19 protein-coding genes are annotated in these 19,147 nt (G+C 60.3%); 16 read left to right on the top strand and 3 right to left on the bottom strand.

The annotated features are described in order from the left end of the window. Window positions 1-2: 2 nt before the first annotated feature. The 5 genes from ACJO3T_RS01660 (at window position 3) to ACJO3T_RS01640 (ending at window position 6,059) form a co-directional block, all read left to right on the top strand. Window positions 3-713, top strand: coding sequence for a Crp/Fnr family transcriptional regulator (locus ACJO3T_RS01660; RefSeq protein ID WP_406960872.1), 711 nt, complete (start codon window positions 3-5; stop codon window positions 711-713). Window positions 714-982: 269 nt separating this feature from the next. Further along, window positions 983-1,648 carry a PAQR family membrane homeostasis protein TrhA gene (trhA, locus tag ACJO3T_RS01655; RefSeq protein ID WP_406960870.1) on the top strand — a complete coding sequence of 222 codons (666 nt, stop codon included), beginning with the start codon at window positions 983-985 and terminating at the stop codon, window positions 1,646-1,648. Window positions 1,649-1,926: 278 nt separating this feature from the next. Next, window positions 1,927-4,599: a nitrate/nitrite transporter gene (locus ACJO3T_RS01650; RefSeq protein ID WP_406977615.1), complete on the top strand. Its 2,673-nt coding sequence runs from the start codon at window positions 1,927-1,929 to the stop codon at window positions 4,597-4,599. An 80-nt stretch (window positions 4,600-4,679) separates the two neighbouring features. Then, window positions 4,680-5,135 (top strand): EVE domain-containing protein, encoded by a 456-nt coding sequence (locus ACJO3T_RS01645; RefSeq protein ID WP_406977614.1) that lies wholly within the window; start codon window positions 4,680-4,682, stop codon window positions 5,133-5,135. 96 nt (window positions 5,136-5,231) lie between these two features. Then, window positions 5,232-6,059, top strand: coding sequence for an ion transporter (locus tag ACJO3T_RS01640; protein WP_406960864.1), 828 nt, complete (start codon window positions 5,232-5,234; stop codon window positions 6,057-6,059). 34 nt (window positions 6,060-6,093) lie between these two features. On the opposite strand, the gene ACJO3T_RS01635 is transcribed toward ACJO3T_RS01640, so the two are convergent. Beyond that, window positions 6,094-6,468, bottom strand: coding sequence for a SirB2 family protein (locus ACJO3T_RS01635; RefSeq protein WP_406960862.1), 375 nt, complete (start codon window positions 6,466-6,468; stop codon window positions 6,094-6,096). Between the two features lie 140 nt (window positions 6,469-6,608). Here ACJO3T_RS01635 and ACJO3T_RS01630 point away from each other — a divergent pair, with 140 nt between their 5' ends. The 3 genes from ACJO3T_RS01630 (at window position 6,609) to fabB (ending at window position 9,712) form a co-directional block, all read left to right on the top strand. After that, window positions 6,609-7,799, top strand: coding sequence for an NnrS family protein (locus tag ACJO3T_RS01630; protein ID WP_406960860.1), 1,191 nt, complete (start codon window positions 6,609-6,611; stop codon window positions 7,797-7,799). 177 nt (window positions 7,800-7,976) lie between these two features. Next, window positions 7,977-8,486, top strand: coding sequence for a bifunctional 3-hydroxydecanoyl-ACP dehydratase/trans-2-decenoyl-ACP isomerase (gene fabA / locus ACJO3T_RS01625; protein ID WP_406960858.1), 510 nt, complete (start codon window positions 7,977-7,979; stop codon window positions 8,484-8,486). Between the two features lie 11 nt (window positions 8,487-8,497). Beyond that, a complete protein-coding gene (gene fabB, locus ACJO3T_RS01620) occupies window positions 8,498-9,712 on the top strand; it encodes a beta-ketoacyl-ACP synthase I (protein ID WP_406960856.1) in 1,215 nt (404 codons plus the stop codon). A 67-nt stretch (window positions 9,713-9,779) separates the two neighbouring features. Here fabB and ACJO3T_RS01615 read toward each other — a convergent pair whose 3' ends face one another. Continuing rightward, complete coding sequence (locus ACJO3T_RS01615) at window positions 9,780-10,250, bottom strand: helix-turn-helix transcriptional regulator (protein ID WP_406960854.1); 471 nt, start codon at window positions 10,248-10,250, stop codon at window positions 9,780-9,782. 439 nt (window positions 10,251-10,689) lie between these two features. On the opposite strand from ACJO3T_RS01615, the gene sufB reads away from it, so the two are divergent. The 7 genes from sufB to ACJO3T_RS01580 all read left to right on the top strand — a co-directional run bounded on the left by sufB (window position 10,690) and on the right by ACJO3T_RS01580 (window position 17,149). Continuing rightward, window positions 10,690-12,138: a Fe-S cluster assembly protein SufB gene (gene sufB / locus ACJO3T_RS01610; RefSeq protein ID WP_406960852.1), complete on the top strand. Its 1,449-nt coding sequence runs from the start codon at window positions 10,690-10,692 to the stop codon at window positions 12,136-12,138. A 240-nt stretch (window positions 12,139-12,378) separates the two neighbouring features. After that, the gene (sufC, locus tag ACJO3T_RS01605; protein ID WP_406960851.1) at window positions 12,379-13,143 is read left to right on the top strand and encodes a Fe-S cluster assembly ATPase SufC; all 765 of its coding nucleotides are present in this window, start codon (window positions 12,379-12,381) and stop codon (window positions 13,141-13,143) included. A gap of 16 nt (window positions 13,144-13,159) precedes the next feature. After that, window positions 13,160-14,443, top strand: coding sequence for a Fe-S cluster assembly protein SufD (sufD, locus tag ACJO3T_RS01600; protein ID WP_406977613.1), 1,284 nt, complete (start codon window positions 13,160-13,162; stop codon window positions 14,441-14,443). A 6-nt stretch (window positions 14,444-14,449) separates the two neighbouring features. Further along, window positions 14,450-15,703 (top strand): aminotransferase class V-fold PLP-dependent enzyme, encoded by a 1,254-nt coding sequence (locus ACJO3T_RS01595; protein ID WP_406960847.1) that lies wholly within the window; start codon window positions 14,450-14,452, stop codon window positions 15,701-15,703. Window positions 15,704-15,716: 13 nt separating this feature from the next. Next, window positions 15,717-16,070 (top strand): HesB/IscA family protein, encoded by a 354-nt coding sequence (locus tag ACJO3T_RS01590; RefSeq protein ID WP_406960845.1) that lies wholly within the window; start codon window positions 15,717-15,719, stop codon window positions 16,068-16,070. 81 nt (window positions 16,071-16,151) lie between these two features. Further along, window positions 16,152-16,694 carry a putative Fe-S cluster assembly protein SufT gene (sufT, locus tag ACJO3T_RS01585; RefSeq protein WP_406960843.1) on the top strand — a complete coding sequence of 181 codons (543 nt, stop codon included), beginning with the start codon at window positions 16,152-16,154 and terminating at the stop codon, window positions 16,692-16,694. Next, window positions 16,691-17,149 carry a SufE family protein gene (locus ACJO3T_RS01580; RefSeq protein ID WP_406960841.1) on the top strand — a complete coding sequence of 153 codons (459 nt, stop codon included), beginning with the start codon at window positions 16,691-16,693 and terminating at the stop codon, window positions 17,147-17,149. The genes sufT and ACJO3T_RS01580 overlap by 4 nt, the downstream gene beginning before the upstream one ends. 57 nt (window positions 17,150-17,206) lie before the next feature. Here the strand turns inward: ACJO3T_RS01580 and ACJO3T_RS01575 are convergent, their stop codons facing one another. Next, entirely contained in the window at window positions 17,207-17,752 is a 546-nt protein-coding gene (locus tag ACJO3T_RS01575) for a MarR family winged helix-turn-helix transcriptional regulator (RefSeq protein ID WP_406960839.1), read from the bottom strand. 293 nt (window positions 17,753-18,045) lie between these two features. Here ACJO3T_RS01575 and ACJO3T_RS01570 point away from each other — a divergent pair, with 293 nt between their 5' ends. Next, window positions 18,046-18,906: a TPR end-of-group domain-containing protein gene (locus tag ACJO3T_RS01570; protein WP_406961207.1), complete on the top strand. Its 861-nt coding sequence runs from the start codon at window positions 18,046-18,048 to the stop codon at window positions 18,904-18,906. Window positions 18,907-19,147 lie beyond the last annotated feature (241 nt).

Raw genomic sequence — 19,147 nt, 5'->3', positions numbered from 1 at the left:
CCATGAGCGATCCCCACGAGCACGCTGATCGCAACCCGCCGGCGTCCTCCCCCTGTCTGCTGGATTCATGCCAGCCGGAATTTGTCCGGCAGGCCAACCCCCAACCATCCCTTGCACTGCTGAACAGCCTGAGCCGGGTGTTTGGTATCCGCCTGGATAGCAGACACCCGGACTCGCCGGAGCGCCGTTACCTGGAGGACCTGGCCCGGCTGTTCCAGGTTCGCCGGGTGGATCCGGAGACCACCCTGGAGCAGCATGACAGCCCCTGGGCACACGTCTACCTGATCCAGCACGGCGTCATGCGCCTGTATCGTGAGGCGCCGAGCGGCCGTATCGCCGTGCATCATTTCTTCTCGGAAGGTGACCTGGTGTGGCCGGTGTTCGGTCGTACCCGGACCAGGCGCAATACCCTGTGCCTGACCTCCGTTACCCACTGCACCCTGTGGATGGCCAGCTTCCCGGCGTTCCGTTCCGCCGTCACCAGCCGTGGCGAGGGTGCCTGGGCCCGCTTTGCCCTGTCGCTGACCGAAGAACTGGCGGAACTGACCAGCATGCGGGAGTTCCGCAAGCAGACCATGCCGGCAAAGGACCGCTACCAGCTGTTGCTGGAGGAATATCCGGAGCTGGTGCGGAGGGTGCCGGACAATCAACTGGCGGCGTGGCTGGGGGTGGTACCAGCGACCTTTTCACGGCTAAAGAACGCCAGCAGGTAAGCCAACTCAAATGACCATCGGGTTAACCGCGAACCGGATCACGCCGCGGTGGCTGACGATTTTTTAACCGCCCTGAAATAATCACGCCGCTGGCAGATACCTAAAGCGCTGTAAATAATATGCATTATCGAGACGTGGTAATATCAGCGGGAGGATACCTGTCGCAACAGAAGGGACAACACTTCGCCGCCAAACCGGTGTACGCTGCGCGAACTGTGATAACCTCATTTAAAACATTTCGCACTCGTGCAGCCCGGTAAGACAGCTCCATGACAGTCATCGAAGCCCGACCCACAACTATCCATGACCGCATCGAGGAATGGCTCAACAGTGCCACCCATGGCATCGGTGCCGTCCTCAGTGTCATCGGAACGGCGGCCCTGATCATCGCTGCCGGCCAGTTGGGCGATGCCTGGAAGGTGGTGAGTTTCAGTATCTTCGGCGCCACCCTGATCCTGCTCTACGTGGCGTCCGCCTTCTACCACGGCAGTCGCAACCCCAAGCTCAGGTCCACCTTCAAGACCCTGGACCACTGCGCCATTTTCCTGCTGATCGCGGGTACCTATACACCCTTCCTACTGGTCAACATGCGGGGAACCATGGGCTGGACCTTCTTTTCCATTATCTGGTCGCTGGCCGTTACCGGCGTGGTCCTGAAGATGATCTTCAAACACCGGTTCAGGCTGGTTCGGGTGGGAATCTACCTGGCCATGGGCTGGCTGATCGTGTTCGCCTCCACCGACCTGATAAACAATCTCAGCGAGACCGGACTGAGGCTGATCATTGCCGGCGGGCTGGCCTATACCATCGGGGTGATCTTCTACCTGATGGACCGCATCCCCTACATGCATGCGGTGTGGCACCTGTTCGTGATTGGCGGCAGCGCCTGTCATTTCAGCGCCGTGTACCTTGGCGTCCTGCCCCATACCACCTGACCCCGGAGTGGTCTTATGCGGACCACGCGCGGGCTTCCGGACCACGGCTATGAGTGGCTACCTCTTATTCCCCGATACACCGGACTGGCTACCCCTACCGGGGTACACCCTATAAGCCACTGTTATTAAAAGACTAAAATGACCAAGCAGCCTCCCCTGCCGGCGTTCTCATGGTCAACACCAGGTAGCGCCAATCATCCTTGTTATTTATCAATTTCAGTACTCCAGGGTCTGACTAGAGTCTCCACAGACCCTATCAAAACAGCCACCTGGAGTGCATGAATATGGTGACATCGGACGCGCTGGACAGGCGGGGCCAGAATCGGGCCCTGGCCATATCCACATTCGCCTTCACCCTGTGTTTTGCGGTGTGGACCATCTTTTCCATCATCGGCATCAAGCTCAAGCAGGATTTCGGACTGTCCGATACCCAACTCGGCCTGCTGATGGCCACCCCCATCCTGACCGGCTCCATCAGCCGGTTATTCCTGGGCATCTGGACCGATCGTTTCGGAGGTCGCAAGGTATTCAGCGTGCTGATGCTGATCACCGCCGCCTGTGTCTATCTGCTCACCTTTGCCAACAGCTACTACCTGCTACTGGTCGGTGCCCTGGGCGTCGGCCTGGCCGGCGGTGGTTTCATTGTGGGGGTAACCTATACCTCCGCCTGGTTCGAGCCCGGCAAACAGGGCACGGCCCTGGGCATCTTCGGCGCCGGCAACGTGGGCGCGGCCATTACCAACTTCGGCGCGCCCTTCCTGCTGGTGGCACTGGGCTGGCAGAACACCGCCCTGGTCTATGCCACCGTCATGGCAGTAATGGGGGTGGCATTCCTGTTCCTGGCGAAGGAGGACCCACTGGCGGAGGAACGGGCGGAGCGCCGTAAGCAGTCGTTCATAGCCCAGCTCGAACCCCTGTCCGACATGCGGGTGTGGCGTTTCTCATTCTACTACTTCTTCGTGTTCGGAGCCTTCGTGGCCCTGGCCCTGTGGCTTCCCCACTACCTGATCCAGGTGTACGGCCTGGATATCAAGACCGCCGGTATCATTGCCGCCCTGTATACCATTCCCGCCTCCCTGTTCCGCATCCTGGGGGGCTGGATGTCCGACAGGTACGGCGCCCGCCGGGTGATGTACTGGACCTTTATCGCGTCGGCCATCTGCACCTTCCTGCTCAGCTACCCTCCCACCGAGTACGTGGTGCACGGCATTCACGGCGATATCAGTTTCAGTCTGTCCATGAACCTGGCCGGTTTTGTGGTGTTGACGTTCGTACTGGGCTTCTTCATGTCCCTGGGCAAGGCCGCGGTATTCAAGCATATTCCGGTCTACTACCCGAAGAGCGTGGGCGCTGTCGGTGGCGTGGTCGGCATGATCGGCGGCCTCGGCGGCTTCTTCCTGCCCCTCACCTTTGGCATGCTCAACGATGTGGTCGGCGTCTACCAGAGCACGTTCATGCTGCTGTTCGTGATTGTCGCCGGTGCCCTGGCCTGGATGCACTACGCCATCCGCAGCGCCGAACGCATCGAATGGACCGCCCGGGAAGAGAAAACCGACCTGCCGGAGCTGTCCACTCCCAACGCCCTGGTGCTTGAAGACTGGCGCCCGGAAGATCCGGACTTCTGGGAGACAAAGGGCAAGCGGATTGCCAAGCGCAATCTCTGGATTTCCATTCCCAACCTGTTCCTGGCCTTCGCGGTGTGGACCATCTGGAGCATCCTGGTGGTGAAGATGCCCCAGCTGGGCTTCGAATACAGCTCCAACCAGCTATTCTGGCTGGCGGCCCTGCCGGCACTGTCCGGCGCCACCCTGAGGATCTTCTACAGCTTTATGGTGCCGATATTCGGGGGGCGCCGCTGGACCGCCATTTCCACAGCCTCGCTACTGCTGCCCTGCCTGTGGATCGGCTTTGCCATCCAGAATACCGACACGCCGTACCTGATCATGCTGATCCTGGCACTGCTATGCGGTTTCGGTGGCGGTAACTTCGCCTCCAGCATGTCGAATATCAGCTTCTTCTATCCACAGGCCCGGAAGGGTGGCGCCATGGGCATGAATGCCGGGCTGGGCAACCTGGGCGTATCCGGTATGCAACTGCTGGGGCCACTGGTGATCGCCATCAGCCTGTTCGGCCCCATTGGCGGCGAGCCGCTGATCATCCAGCAGGGGGCCAGCGCCGGCGAACCACTCTGGCTGCAGAACGCCGCCTTCCTGTGGGTGCCGCTGATCATCCTGGGCAGCGTGGCCGCCTGGTTCGGCATGAACGATATCGCCGACGCCAGGGCCAGCTTCAGGGAGCAGGCGGTGATCTTCAGGCGCAAGGACAATTGGCTGATGTGCTGGCTCTACCTGGGCATGTTCGGCAGCTTTATCGGCTTTGCCGCTGGTTTCCCGCTGCTCTCGGGCATGCAGTTTCCGGATGTGGATCCGGTGAAGTACGCCTTCCTCGGCCCCCTGGTCGGCGCTCTGGCACGACCGGTCGGTGGCGTGCTGGCTGACCGGCTGGGCGGTGCCCGGGTCACCCTGTGGACCTTCGCAGTGATGATCGCCGGCGTTTTCGGGGTGATGTTCTTCCTGCCAAACGACCTGACACCTGGCAGCTTCTGGGGCTTCTTCGGCTGCTTCCTGGTACTTTTCGTGGCCACCGGCATTGGCAATGGATCCACCTTCCGTATGGTACCGGTGATCTTCCGCAATCTCCTCGGGCGCGAGATGCCCGGCAAGCCGGAGGAGGCCCAGAAGGCAGCCAACCGGGAGTCCGCGGCGGTGCTCGGCTTCATCTCTGCCTTCGCAGCCTACGGCGGATTCTTCATTCCCAAGGCCTATGGTTCCTCCATCGACCTGACGGGCGGCGTGGCGGCGGCCCTCGTCGGATTCATTGTCTTCTACGTCAGTTGCCTGGTGGTTACCTGGTGGTTCTATGCCAGGAAAAACGCGCCGTCTCCCTGCTGAACGCACACCATGCCCTACAGCCCCCGGAAACGGGGGCTTTTACGTTATACTGAAGCATTGATCAACGGCAGGAGCGCGTCATGGCGAAGTGGCTGGTGAAAAGTGAGCCCGAAGAGTGTGGCATCGACGACTTCGCCACAGCTCCGGACCGGGTGATCCCCTGGGACGGTGTCAGGAACTACCAGGCCCGTAACTTCCTCCGCCAGATGGACGAGGGTGACCAGGTGCTCCTCTACCACTCCAGTTGCCAGCACATTGGTATCGCGGGGGTTGTGACCGTGGTGCGGGCGGCCTATCCGGACCCGACCCAGTTTGATCCGTTATCCCTCTACCACGATCCGAAAGCCACCCTGGAAAAACCCCGCTGGGACGCGGTGGACATGCAGTTCGTCCGCAAACTGCCGCACATTATTCCGCTGGCTGAACTCAAGGCCATCCCGGCCCTGGAAAACATGCCCCTGGTCCGCAAGGGCAACCGGCTGTCGGTGATGCCGGTTACCGACGATGAATGGGCTGCCATCCCCGACCTGGGATAGCATCAGTCCGTCCACAGTCATCACAGCACGATAGTCTGTACCACGCCCCAAACCCGCATTATCATTCCCCCGATTTGTCCTTCCGGAGCTGTCGTCATGTCTGCCGAATCAACACCCCTATCGGGCTTCCAGCAATTGCGCCGAATCGAATCCAGCAAGATCTTCCAGGGTGTGGTCATCACCATCATCATCCTGTCCGCGCTCACCATCGGGGCGAAGACCTATGACCTGCCACCGCTGGTGGAAGGTGCCCTGACCGCCATGGACAATGCCATTACCCTGTTCTTCCTGGTCGAGATCCTGTTCCGCTTCGCCGCCTGCCCCAACAGGAAACGCTTCCTGCTGGATGGCTGGAACCTGTTCGATACCCTGGTGGTCATTGGCAGCCTGATCCCCCTGGACAACTCCGAAGCGGTGCTGCTGGGGCGCCTGCTGCGGGTATTCCGGGTGCTGCGACTGGTGTCCGTGGTGCCCGAACTGAGGTTCCTGATCAACTCACTGCTCAAGGCCATTCCCCGCATGGGCTACATCGCCCTGCTGATGTTCATCATTTTCTACATCTATGCCGCCATGGGGTCCATGTTTTTCGCCGGAGTTGATGAAACCCTGTGGGGCGACGTGGCCATCTCCATGCTGACCCTGTTCCGGGTCGCCACCTTCGAGGACTGGACCGACGTCATGTACGCCACCATGGAGGCCTATCCCCTGAGCTGGCTGTACTACCTGACGTTCATTTTTCTGACCGCCTTTGTGTTCCTGAACATGATGATCGGCGCGATTCTGGAAGTGATGAGCGAGGAGCAGAACCAGAAAGAGGCCCAGAAGGCCCATGACGAACGGGATGAGATGACCCGGAAGCTGACCGCAATCCAGGGTCAGCTGGAGGAGCTGTCCAGGCGAATCGGATCGGGCCAGCAGCCCTGAGGAAACCGGCTCCCCGCGATGCGGGGAGCCCCCATCAGAATGGCAGCGTCTTGGTCATCGCCAGATGGAAGATGAACGACACCTGCAACAACGCCAGGATAGCGGCCACCACTCGTACAGGCTTACCGAAAGCCGGTTTGAGGGCGAACACCCCCGCCACGATATAGCCCACCAGCAGCAGCACTTTCAGAGTCAGCCAGCCATGCACGAATGGCATCCAGGGGGTGACCACGACCAGCCCGATGGCCGCCGCCAGCAGGATGGTGTCATTGGCGTGGGGAATCCAGCGTAGCGGTGTCTGCCGCCAGCCGGGGCGCCCCACCATATCCAGCAACAGGCGCAGGGCAAACAGGGTGACCGTCAGGTAGGCCGTGGTCATGTGAAGGTGTTTCAGGATGGTATACGCCATTGGGCTACATTCTCTCGTTGAATCAAAGTGATAGGCGCATTGTACGGCATCGTGCGGACAAATACCTCCAAGCGGGTATGGCGGTCATGCATCACACCCTATAAAATTTATCTAAAATGCATGTTTATTGGAGGTTTGCCATGCAGGCCCAGTCCACCCCCTATTCCGAACAGCATCGAGGCGCCCATCCGGGCCAGCTCTTCAGCTATCCCTTCCGTATCTTCTTCCTGTCGCTGACGCTGCTGTCACTGGTGTCGATTCCCGCCTGGGTACTGCAGGTTACCGGCACCATCAGTCTGCCCCTGGCAATGCCGGGGATCCTCTGGCACCAGCATGAGATGCTTTTCGGCTTCCTGTCCGCTGCCATCGCCGGCTTCCTGCTGACCGCAGTCTGTGTCTGGACCGGAACGGAGCGCACCCACGGCATTCGCCTGTTCCTGCTGTGGAGTATCTGGGTCGTCGCACGCGTACTGCTGACCGTAGGTGAAGACCTGCCCGTCTGGCTGGTGCAGGGCGTGAACCTGGTGTTCCTGCCCCTGGTCATGCTGGATGCCGGCTGGCGCATCGGCAAGGCACGCCAGAAGCGCCAGCTGATGATCCTGGTGGTACTGGGTCTGTTCTGGCTGATGCAGCTCGGCTTCGTCATGCGTCTGGACATGATCTTTGCCCAGGGGGCGCTGATCCTGGCCCTGGCGCTGATCAGCATTATCGGCGGTCGCATTACCCCCGCTTTCTCCACCGGCTGGCTGCGGCAGAGGGGGCTGGCCGCTGACCGCGTCCGGGTGGTTCCCGCCCTGGACCTGGCGTCCGTCATTGCCATGATACTGCTGCTGGGCGCCCTGGTCTCCGGTCTGATCACCGTCACGGCGATCCTGGCCATCGTGGCGGCCACGCTGATGCTGATCCGGCTATACGGCTGGAAAGGCTGGCTGGTGTATCGTGAACCCCTGCTCTGGATCCTGCACCTGTCCATCCTCTGGGTACCGGTGGCCCTGGTGCTGCTGGCCGGCAGCCTTGTCGCCGGATGGCCAACCTCCGCCTGGACCCACGCCGCCGGCACCGGTGCTGTCGCCTGCCTGATCCTTGGCGTGATTGCCCGGGTGTCCCTGGGCCACACCGGCCGTGCCATGGAACTGCCCACCGGAATGGTCCTGGCCTTCATCGCCATTCACCTGGCGGCACTGGTCCGCGTCGCCACTGCCTTCGGGGTATTCCCCTGGCCTGCCGGCGTCACTGCCAGCGCTCTGCTCTGGACATTTGCCTACGCCACTTTCCTGGCGCTGTACACGGGTATCCTCGCAAGCCCCCGGGTGGACGGTAAACCTGGCTGAACCGCCGCCTGGCACGGCAATCACCCCCGGCCCGGGCACTCCCGGGTCGCGCTTTTTGGAGCTGCAGGCGTAACCCGAACAACCATCAGTCAAAAAACTACAACCATCGGTCAATAGATTTTTCCCGCGTAACGAGTAAAGTGTGGGTTACAGTCAGAAATGGAACTACCCGCACTCATGAACCCAGACCACTTTGATAAAGCCGCACTGATCGAATGCGGACATGGCCGCCTGTTCGAGGGCGACATGCGCCTGCCCATCGACGAAATGCTGATGGTGGACCGTATCACCCACATCAACGACTCCGATGGCGCCTATGGCAAGGGAAGCCTTGTCGCCGAACTGGACATCGACCCGGACCTCTGGTTCTTCAAGGTCCATTTCCAGGGTGACCCGGTGATGCCGGGGTGCCTGGGCCTGGACGCCATGTGGCAACTGGTGGGATTCTTCCTGGCCTGGTCCGGCGGCCAGGGCAAGGGCCGGGCCCTGGGGGCCGGTGAGGTAAAATTCTTTGGTCAGGTGCTGCCAGAAAACAAGCTGGTCCGGTATCATCTGGATATTAAACGGATGGTCAAACGCAAACTGACCATGGCCATTGCCGATGCCCGCATGGAAGTGGACGGTCGCGAGATCTATACCGCCAAGGACCTGCGGGTTGGCCTGTTCACCTCAACAGACGATTTTTAGGAGCCCGGACCATGCGTCGAGTTGTCATTACCGGAATGGGCATTGTTTCCAGCCTCGGTAACAACACCCAAGAAGTCACCGACTCCCTGCGGGAGGTCAAATCCGGCATCCGCTTCAGCCAGGAAGCCGCCGATAACGGCCTGCGCAGTCAGATCTGCGGCAATATCGACATCGACTACAAGTCACTGATTGACCGCAAACTGCTGCGCTTCATGTGCCCGGCTTCCGCCTACGCCTACCTGGCCATGAAAGAGGCCATTGAGCAGTCCGGCCTCAGCGATGAGCAGATCCGTGACAACAACACCGGTATAATCATGGGAACCGGTGGTGCCTCCACGCTGGAGCTGATGGATTCCATCGATACCCACCGTGAGAAGGGCATCCGCCGCGTCGGGCCCTATCGGGTGCCCCGCACCATGGGCAGCGCCATCAACGCCTCGCTGTCCACCGCCTTCGGCATCACCGGTGTCAACTACAGCATCACCTCGGCCTGCGCCACCAGCGCCCACTGCATCGGCCACTCGGCCGACCTGATCGCCATGGGCCGCCAGGATATCATGTTCGCCGGCGGCGGTGACGATGTGCACTGGAGCCTGAGCCTGCTGTTCGACGCCATGGGCGCGCTGTCCACCAAGTACAACGACACCCCGGAAAAGGCCTCCCGGACCTACGACGCCAACCGCGATGGCTTCGTGATCTCCGGCGGCGGCGGCGTGGTCGTACTGGAAGAACTGGAACACGCCAAGGCCCGCGGCGCGAATATTATTGCCGAGCTGGTAGGGTTTGGCGCCACGTCCGACGGCGCCGACATGGTGGCACCGAGCGGTGAAGGCGCGGTGCGCTGCATGCAGCAGGCACTGAAAAACGTGGATGGCGAGATTGCCTACATCAACACCCATGGCACCTCCACCCCAGCCGGTGATATCACCGAGCTGAAGGCGGTGAAGCAGGTGTTCGGCGACAGGATTCCGGCCCTGGGCTCAACCAAGCCGCTGACCGGCCACTCCCTGGGGGCCGCTGGCGTGCATGAAACCATCTACAGCCTGCTGATGCAGAAGAATGATTTCATCACCCCGTCCGCCAACATCGAGGATCTGGATGAGGGCGCCGAGGGTTATCCCATCGTGCGTGAAGTCCAGAACACCGAGGTTCCGCTGGTGATGAGCAACAGCTTCGGGTTTGGCGGGACTAACGCTTCCCTGGTGTTCAGGAAGTACCAGGGCTGATCGAGGCCGCCAAGCCTATATCAATCAGCCTGTCGACCCGGCGCCTCGCGCGCCGGGTCGACACTGTTCAACAGGCAGCCCGAAACTCAGCAGGCGACTTCCCCATCCACCGCTTGAACGCCCGACTGAACGCACTGAGTTCAGAGAAGCCCAGCAACTCAGCCACCTCGGACAAGGTCCGGTTCCGGTCATGCAGATACTTCAACGCCTGCTCCCGACGCACATCCTCAAGCAAACCGGCAAAGGTCAGATTCTCCTCCTTGAGCTTCTTGTAGAGCGTATGACGGCTCATGTTCAGCTCCGCAGCCACTGACTCCACCTTCACCCTGCCACGGGCAAGATGACGGGCAATCAATGGACGAACCTGCCGGCTGAAGGTAATGGTGGGCAAAATCCGCGTCTGGATAAGTTGCCACAAACGCTGCATCTGGGACGGGGACAAACGGGCCTCGGGCTCTGCCAGCTCTTCCGCCGACAGCCCTGCGTAACGGGCCAGTTCCCCCCTGGAAAACCCCGATGACTGAAGAAATTGCACCATGGCGACGACCAGCGTCCCCAATGCGTCCGACCTCATGGGCTGGAAACCTCTCTGTGTTCGATTGCGTTCCTGACTCTATTTGAGCGTACACATGTTAGCTCAAATTTTATGACATGAACATTGAGGCCGGAAAATGAGCGATTACCGTGCCTGGCGAGCCTATAAACAGTGATTGGGGTATAATTCAGCCTGTCACGAAATAATACCTGACTAAAATACTCTGATATTGTACAATCGGTCATCAGAAACATCAGGATAGCCTCATCAAGGCACTGGCACGGCCAGTCATCCAACAAATGATCGCAGGGCGCACTCACCGGACGAGCGACCACTGCGACACCCCAGGTATGAATCTGCCTCCCGTGCCTTTATGGCGTCCGGTTGCAGGCAACACCAATGGGCCACGCGCCCGCGATGAGAGAATTACGGAGCGACGATCATGGCGACCACCGATAATGAGGTGAAAGAGCTGATCAAACGGGAATACGAACACGGTTTCGTGACTGAGATCGAAACCGATTCGTTCGAGCCCGGGCTGAACGAAGATGTCATCCGCCGCCTGTCGGAAATCAAGCAGGAGCCGGAGTTCATGCTCAATTGGCGCCTGAAAGCCTACCGTCGCTGGCTGGAGATGGATGACCCCACCTGGGCGCACGTGGATTACCCGAGGATCGACTACAACTCGATCTCCTACTACTCCGCGCCCAAGAAGAAAGAAGACATGCCCCAGAGTCTGGACGACGTGGATCCGGAGTTGCTGCGCACCTACGAGAAGCTGGGCATTCCCCTCCATGAGCGGGAGAAGCTGGCTGGCGTAGCGGTGGATGCGGTCTTCGATTCCGTGTCCATCGGCACCACCTTCAAGGATCAGTTGGCCGAGGCAGGCGTGATCTTCTGCCCGATTTCCGAGGCGGTCCAGAAGTACCCGGAACTGGTTGAGAAATACCTGGGCTCAGTGGTACCGGCAGGGGACAACTTCTTCGCGGCCCTGAACTCTGCGGTCTTCTCCGACGGTTCCTTTGTCTACATTCCCAAGGGTGTTCGCTGCCCGCTGGAACTGTCCACCTACTTCCGCATCAACGCGGCCAATACCGGTCAGTTCGAGCGCACGCTGATCGTAGCGGATGCCGGCAGTTACGTGAGCTACCTGGAAGGCTGTACCGCCCCGATGCGGGACGAGAACCAGTTGCACGCCGCCGTGGTTGAGCTGGTGGCGCTGGACGACGCCCAGATCAAGTACTCCACGGTGCAGAACTGGTACCCGGGTGATGAGCACGGCAAGGGCGGCATCTACAACTTTGTGACCAAGCGGGGCGCCTGCCAGGGCAGGAACTCAAAGATTTCCTGGACCCAGGTGGAGACCGGCTCCGCCGTCACCTGGAAGTATCCGAGCTGCATCCTGAAGGGCGATAACAGTGTCGGCGAGTTCTACTCGGTGGCCCTGACCCACAACTACCAGCAGGCAGACACCGGTACCAAGATGATCCATCTGGGCAAGAACACGTCCAGCACGATCATTTCCAAGGGTATTTCCGCTGGCCGCAGTTCCAATGCCTATCGTGGTCTGGTGAAGTTCCAGCCCGGCGCGGAAGGCGCCCGTAACTTCACCCAGTGTGATTCGCTGCTGATCGGCGATCGTTGCGGGGCGCACACGTTCCCGTACATCGAGAGCAGGAACAAGTCGGCCATTGTGGAGCACGAGGCCACGACCTCGAAGGTGAGTGATGAGCAGATGTTCCTCTGCCGGCAGCGGGGTATCGACCCGGAGCAGGCGGTTTCCATGATTGTGAATGGCTTCTGTAAAGAGGTCTTCAAGGAGCTGCCGATGGAGTTTGCCGTCGAGGCCGGGAAGCTGCTTGAGGTTAGCCTTGAGGGGTCTGTTGGCTGACCTTGTTTTGGAGAGTTGTCTGCTGGTCCTGGTGAAGGGCCAGCAATCGGGCAGGACGTTCCGGGACACGCCGTGAATCCATCCCTGGAGGCTCTTCAAAAACGTCCGTGTTTTTGAAGGTCCCGGAACGTCCAGCCCGATCATTGACCCCATACATTTGTATTGCCTGCCGACATCGCGGCCATTAGCGGGGCAGACTGAAACGAATTCTGAATGTTTTGACGAGAGAGAATCCGACAAATGCTGAGCATCAAGAACCTGCACGCATCCGTTGAGGGCAAGGAAATCCTCAAGGGCATCAACCTTGAGATCAAAGCTGGAGAGGTCCACGCCATCATGGGGCCGAACGGCTCCGGCAAGAGTACCCTGTCCCAGGTGCTGGCAGGTAATGAGGCATTTGAAGTGACCTCCGGGGAAATCACCCTGAACGGCGAGAACCTGCTGGACCTGGAGACCGAGGATCGGGCTCGGGAAGGTATCTTCCTGGCATTCCAGTATCCGGTGGAGATTCCCGGCGTCAGCAACCTGCAGTTCCTGCGTACCGCGGTGAACGCCATGCGTACTCACCGGGGCGAGCAGGAGATGAACGCCGCCGAATTCATGAAGCTGGCGAAGGAAGTCTCCAGGCAGGTGGACCTGGACCCGTCCTTCCTCAAGCGGGGCGTGAACGAAGGTTTCTCTGGCGGCGAGAAAAAGCGTAACGAGATCCTGCAGGCACTGCTGCTGCAGCCGAAGCTGGCTATTCTTGACGAGACCGACTCCGGCCTCGATATCGATGCCCTGAAGGTGGTGTCCGACGGCGTCAACGCGCTGCGTGCCGAGGACCGCGCCATCCTGATGGTGACCCACTATCAGCGCCTGTTGAACCACATCGTTCCGGATCAGGTGCATGTCCTGGCCGGCGGCCAGATCGTCAAATCCGGTGGCCGTGAGCTGGCCCTGGAACTGGAAGAGCGCGGTTACGGCTGGCTCGGCATTAAAGACGAAGAAGCAGCCGCCAACTGATCGGGGAGGTCTTGGAATGAAACCAGCACCAACGCTTTCCAGCGCCTTTCTGCAACCGGCGGGTGAAGCCCTGCCGCAACCGCTGCTGGCGCTGCGCGAACAACGGGGTACGGCCCTGGTGGATATGCCACTGCCGACCCGCAAGACCGAGAACTGGAAGTACTCCAGCAAACACCTGAAGCTGTCCGACGAGCTGGCCTCCGGCCTGCCCGCCGGCAGCGCGACCACCCTTGCGGCGGTGGATGGCTACCGGGTGGTGTTTCGTAATGGAGTGATCGACAGCGCCGCCAGCAGCCTGCCTCAGGTGGATGGCCTGTCCGTACAGCGCTTCGCCGACCTGTCCGACGACGAGGCAGCATCACTGGCCGAGCGCCTGGACAACACCCTGGACAGCAATGCCACGCAGATGGCGCGGCTGAACTCCGCCCGCTTCGAGGATGGCCTGCTGATCACCCTGAAACCGGACACGGTTCTGCGCGAGCCGCTGTTCGTGGTGCATGAAGTCACCGCTACGGCCAGTGGTTCCGCCTACCCGCGGATCTATGTGGATGCGGGCCGCCACAGTCAGATGACGCTGGTGGAGGAATACGTTTCCAGTGGTGACGAATCCGCCATGGTGGATACCGTGACCGAGTTCATGGTCGCCGACGGTGCCCGAATCACCAGCATCCGCCTGAATGTGGAAGGCCAGAACGTGCAGCACATTGGCGCTACCGGTGTCCGCCAGCAACGGGACTCCCGTTTCGAGAGCCACTGTGTCGGCTTTGGTGGCCCCCTCCGCCGCCATGACCTGCAACTCCGCTTCGAAGGTGAAGGCGCTGAATGCAAGCTCAATGGCGTGGTGGTCACCCAGGGCAAGCAGCACTATGACAACCACACCTGCATCGACCACATGGTGCCCCACTGCAACAGCGAGGAGACCTACCGCAATATTGCCGCGGACGAGTCCCACGCCGTGTTCAATGGCCGCATTCATATTCACCAGGATGCCCAGCAATCCAATGCGGAGATGAACAACAAGAACCTGTTGCTGTCTACAGGGGCAGAGATAGACACCAAACCGGAACTGGAAATCTACGCCGATGACGTCAAGTGCGCCCACGGCGCCACCATTGGTCAGTTGGATGAGACATCACTGTTCTACCTGGTGTCCCGGGGGATCAGCCGCCGTGACGCCAACGTCCTGCTGACCATGGCCTTCATTAATGAGCTGGTGGCCCAGATTCCGGTGGAGCAGGTTCGTGACAGCGCCAACGAGCGCCTGAACCAGTTTTTTGATGATACCTTCGAGGAGGCCTGATCCGGTATGACCGATCTCTCCGTGGCAAGCAACGCCAGCAAGACCGGCTTTGATGTCGATGCCGTTCGCCGGGACTTCCCGATCCTGTCCCAACAGGTGAACGGCAAGCCGCTGGTGTACCTGGACAATGGCGCCTCGGCCCAGAAACCCCAGGCGGTGCTGGATGCCATGGACCGCTATTACCGTGAGATGCACTCCAACGTCCACCGGGGCGCCCATACCCTGGGTGACCGGGCAACGGTTGCCTTTGAGAGCGCCCGGGAGACGGTACGCAACTTCCTGAATGCCGAGAGCACTCGCCAGATCATCTGGACCCGGGGCACCACCGAAGCCATCAACCTGGTGGCCAACGGCCTGGCGCCGCGCCTGAAGGAAGGCGACGAAATCCTGGTCAGCCAGATGGAACACCACGCCAACATCGTGCCCTGGCAGATGGTGGCGGAGCGCACCGGCGCGAAGGTGGTACCGATCCAGGTGCAGCCGAATGGCGAACTGGACCTGGAATCCTTCAACAGCCTGCTGAGCGAGCGCACCCGGGTGCTGGCCATCACCCATGTGTCCAACGTGCTGGGAACGGTCAATCCCATTGCGCCGCTGATTGAGCAGGCCAAGGCCCATGGTGTGATTACGGTAGTGGACGGTGCCCAGGCGGTGCCCCACTTCCAGCCGGATGTGCAGGCCCTGGGCTGTGACTTCTATGCCTTCTCGTCCCACAAGCTGTTCGGACCCACCGGTATCGGCGTGCTCTACGGCAAGGAACAACTGCTTGAGGAGATCCCCCCCTACCAGGGCGGCGGCGAGATGATCGAGCGGGTATCCTTCGAGCGCACCACCTGGAACACCCTGCCCTACAAGTTCGAGGCAGGCACACCAGCCATTGCCGAGGCCGTGGGCCTGGGCGCCGCCATCGACTACCTGGACGGTCTCGACCGCCCGGCCATGGAAGCGGCGGAAAATGCCCTGCTGGCCCGGGCCAATGAGCTGGTGGAAACCATTCCGGGCATGGCCGTTATCGGCACCGCCGCCAACAAAGTACCGGTGATGTCCTTTAAAATCGAGGGATTGCACCCCAGTGATATAGGAACCCTGCTGGACCAGCAGGGTATCGCCATCCGCACCGGCCACCACTGCGCCATGCCGTTGATGGACTTCTACGGGGTTCCCGGTACCGCCCGGGCGTCCTTTGCGTTCTACAATACGCTGGAGGAAGTGGACCAGTTGTTCACCGGTCTGCGAAAAATCCAGCGCCTGTTTGCCTGATGGAGGTGGAACCATGACAGCCGAAACCTTCAACCCCACTGTTGGCGTCACCATGACCCCCGATGCGGTCAGGCACGTGCGCAAGCAGTTGGAGAAGAAACCGGAAGCCCTGGGCATTCGCCTGTCCATCAGGAAGAGCGGCTGCTCCGGCTTCAAGTATGAGACCCAGTGGGTGGAAGAAACCAGTGCCGATGACGAGGTGTACTCCGTGGATGGCGTGGACATCTACGTCAGGAAGGAGCACCTGCCCATGGTCAACGGCACCGAGATCGACTTTGTCACCCAGGGTGTCAATTCCATGTTTGAATTCCGCAACCCCAACGCCACGGCGGAGTGTGGTTGCGGTGAAAGTTTCACCGTGGTTTGAAATCCCCCTTCCCCCCTGGCGGGAGAGGAGCAAAAGCACCGGATTTCGAGCCAACCAGACAACAGCGAGGCCAGTACAGGCATGGCAGAACGGGAAGTGGTCCTGACCAAGCGCGAGGTGGAAGCACGCCTGGTGCCCTCCGGAACCGAAATCATGATTCCGTCGGATACCTTCGTGACCATTACCCAGTCACTGGGGGGCAGTTTCACGGTGGCCGTCAATGGCAACCTGGCCCGCGTGGAAGGTCATGACGCCGACGCCCTGGGCAAACAGCCCCTGGAAAGCAGCTTCGAGACACCGGCCGATGGCACCGTCAACGAGAATCAGGTGTGGGAAGCTTTGCGCAACTGCTACGATCCGGAAATCCCGGTGAATGTGGTGGACCTGGGCCTGATCTACGAGTGTCGCCTTGAGAATGGCACCGATGAAGGCAACCAGGTCTATATCCGCATGACCCTCACCGCCGCCGGTTGTGGCATGGGGCCGGTGATCACCGACGATGTGAAGCGCAAGGTGGAACATGTGCCCAACGTGGACAAGGTGACGGTGGAACTGACTTTCGATCCACCCTGGAACAACGACATGCTCACCGATGAGGCCAAGCTGGAACTGGGGATGTTATGACGGCCACTGCACAGCAATTTCACGACAACCCGCTGGGCCGGGACACCACCCTGGATGACGTGGTGGACGCTTTCGAACTCCTGGACGACTGGGAGGACCGCTACGCCTATATCATTGACCTGGGCAAGCAGCTACCCGACTTCCCGGATGAGGAACGGGTGGAAGACAACTACGTCCACGGCTGCCAGAGTCAGGTCTGGCTGATCCACCACTTTGACGAGGACAGTGGCAGGCTGTACCTGATGATCGATTCCGACGCCATGATCGTCCGGGGCCTGGCAGCGATCATCCTGGTGGCACTGAATGGCAAGCCCCCCCGGGACCTGCTGACCACGGACGTGGACGAACTGTTCGAGCAATTGGACCTGTTCCGCCACATCTCCCCCACCCGGGGTAACGGCCTCCGGGCCATGGTGGGCAAGATCCGGGACATCGCGGCCAAACAGGCCGCCTGACTGTCAGCGGCATACGCCGCTGCTTTCAGGGTCCGCCAGCCAGGTGGACCCGGTCGATCACCCCTTTCCTTTCCAGCCGTCTTCCCGCAGCACGGAGCCCACATCCAGCACCGGTGAGGCATCGATGTCATCCGCATCCATCATGTTGGCCACCCGCTGCAGGGACGCCACGATCATACTCTGTTCCCACTGGTCCAGGTTCTGGAACTTGCGGATGAAATTATCCTGCAGGGGTAGCGGCGCCCTGTCCAGGGCCAGCCCCCCCTCATCGGTCAGATGGGCATGGACCTTGCGCTTGTCCTGAGTACTGCGCACCCGGTAGACCAGGTTACGGTGTTCCAGCCGGTCCAGGATGGTGGTGACCGTAGCCTGGCTCAGGCTGACATGATCGGCGATGGTGCCAATGGTCACCTCACCCAGGTCGCGAATGGTGCGCATGATCAGCAGTTGGGGCCCGGTCAGCCCGGAATGCTTGCTCAGTCGTTTGGAATGCAGGTCAGTAGCCCGGATGACCCGGCGCAGGGCCACAAGCACCTGTTCATAGCTCTTGCTGTCGGACGACGGGGACCCCGCCCTATTGCGGCGTTCATTCAGATTGGACATGACTCGGCAACACCATTTATTTATACCACTAACTATTAGAGGTCTTTACGCCCGGAAAAGCAAGTAGGGCTGGCACGTATCCAGCCTTCCCGCCCCTACTCCCTCACTCTCCTGACCACCATTGCGGGCGCTATCCCTGGGCAGGCAGCCTGACCGTACGCCACCCGCGCGGTTATGCTATGGTCAGCATCAAAACACACGTCACAGGAATCACGATGTACCAGATAGAGATTCTTTCCCGCCGCCTGCTTTCCAGTGTCCTCGCCGCCCTGCTGCTATTGCCTGTCTCCGCGATGGCACAAACCACCGGTGATGAACGGGGCGGCCCCACGGCTGAAGATGTGGAACAGGAAATTCCGGAACTGGAAGACTCCATGTACACCCCGTTCGTGGAACTCTATCTGCTGGAGGAAACCAAGGCCCTGAGAACCGAGCTGCAGAACACCCGGGCCGAACTGATCGAGAAAGTGGTGGACAAGGAGCTGTCCGTGGCGGACAAGACCATGTCCTACGCCACCGATACGGTGACCTACTTCTTCTACCTGATTGCCGGCGCCACCTCCATCCTGGTAGTCATCGGCTGGAACTCGATCCGCGACATGCGTAACCAGCTCACCAGCCTTGCCGAGAAACGGGTCAATGAACTGGTGGTGGAGTACGAGACCCGGCTCAAGTCCATCGAGGAACAACTCCAGCAGAAATCCGACATCATCCACAAGAACCAGGCCGAAATTGAGCGCACCAACGAGGTGCATTCCCTGTGGCTGAAAGCCAGTCAGGAGACCTCGCAACAGAACAAGATTGCCTCCTACGACCGTATCCTGGACCTGCGCCCCGACGATGTGGAAGCGCTGAGCTTCAAGGCCGATGCGGTGCTGGAAATGCAGGAGCCGCTGTGGGCCATCAGCCTGTGCCAGCGAGCGTTGAAGCTTGATCCGGAGAACGGCCATGCCCACTATCAGCTTGCCTGCGCCTGCGCCGAAATCGGCCGCTGGGACGATGCCGTGACCGATCTTGCCAAGGCGGTGGAGATCTCCGATGCCTATCGCGACGATGCGTCCGTGGATCCCAGTTTCGCCCGCCTGCAGGAGCACCAGGCGTTCCGGGACCTGATCTATCCGGAAGAGATAGACCCGGAGCAGGACAATACCTGACAGCAGTATCCTGGCCCGAGTCTTGCTGCGGATCCGACCTGAGTCGTCAATCACGTGATCGTCCCGGAAAAATCGTCCAAGGCCATCGAAAAACGGTTCTGAATATCACATAATCCAGAATCATTCCGGTGCAATGGACGCCAATAGCCGGGAGACTGTGAATGGTCGCCGATAATGACCGACAAACCGGCGCCCGGGATCAGACTTCCTTGACACGGACGCTCAGGTGGTATTTGTTTAA

This window comes from Marinobacter shunpengi, assembly GCF_045449715.1.
GTDB lineage: Bacteria > Pseudomonadota > Gammaproteobacteria > Pseudomonadales > Oleiphilaceae > Marinobacter.
Note: the sequence above shows the minus strand (reverse complement) of the source record. Positions and strands in the feature narration are given on the sequence as shown.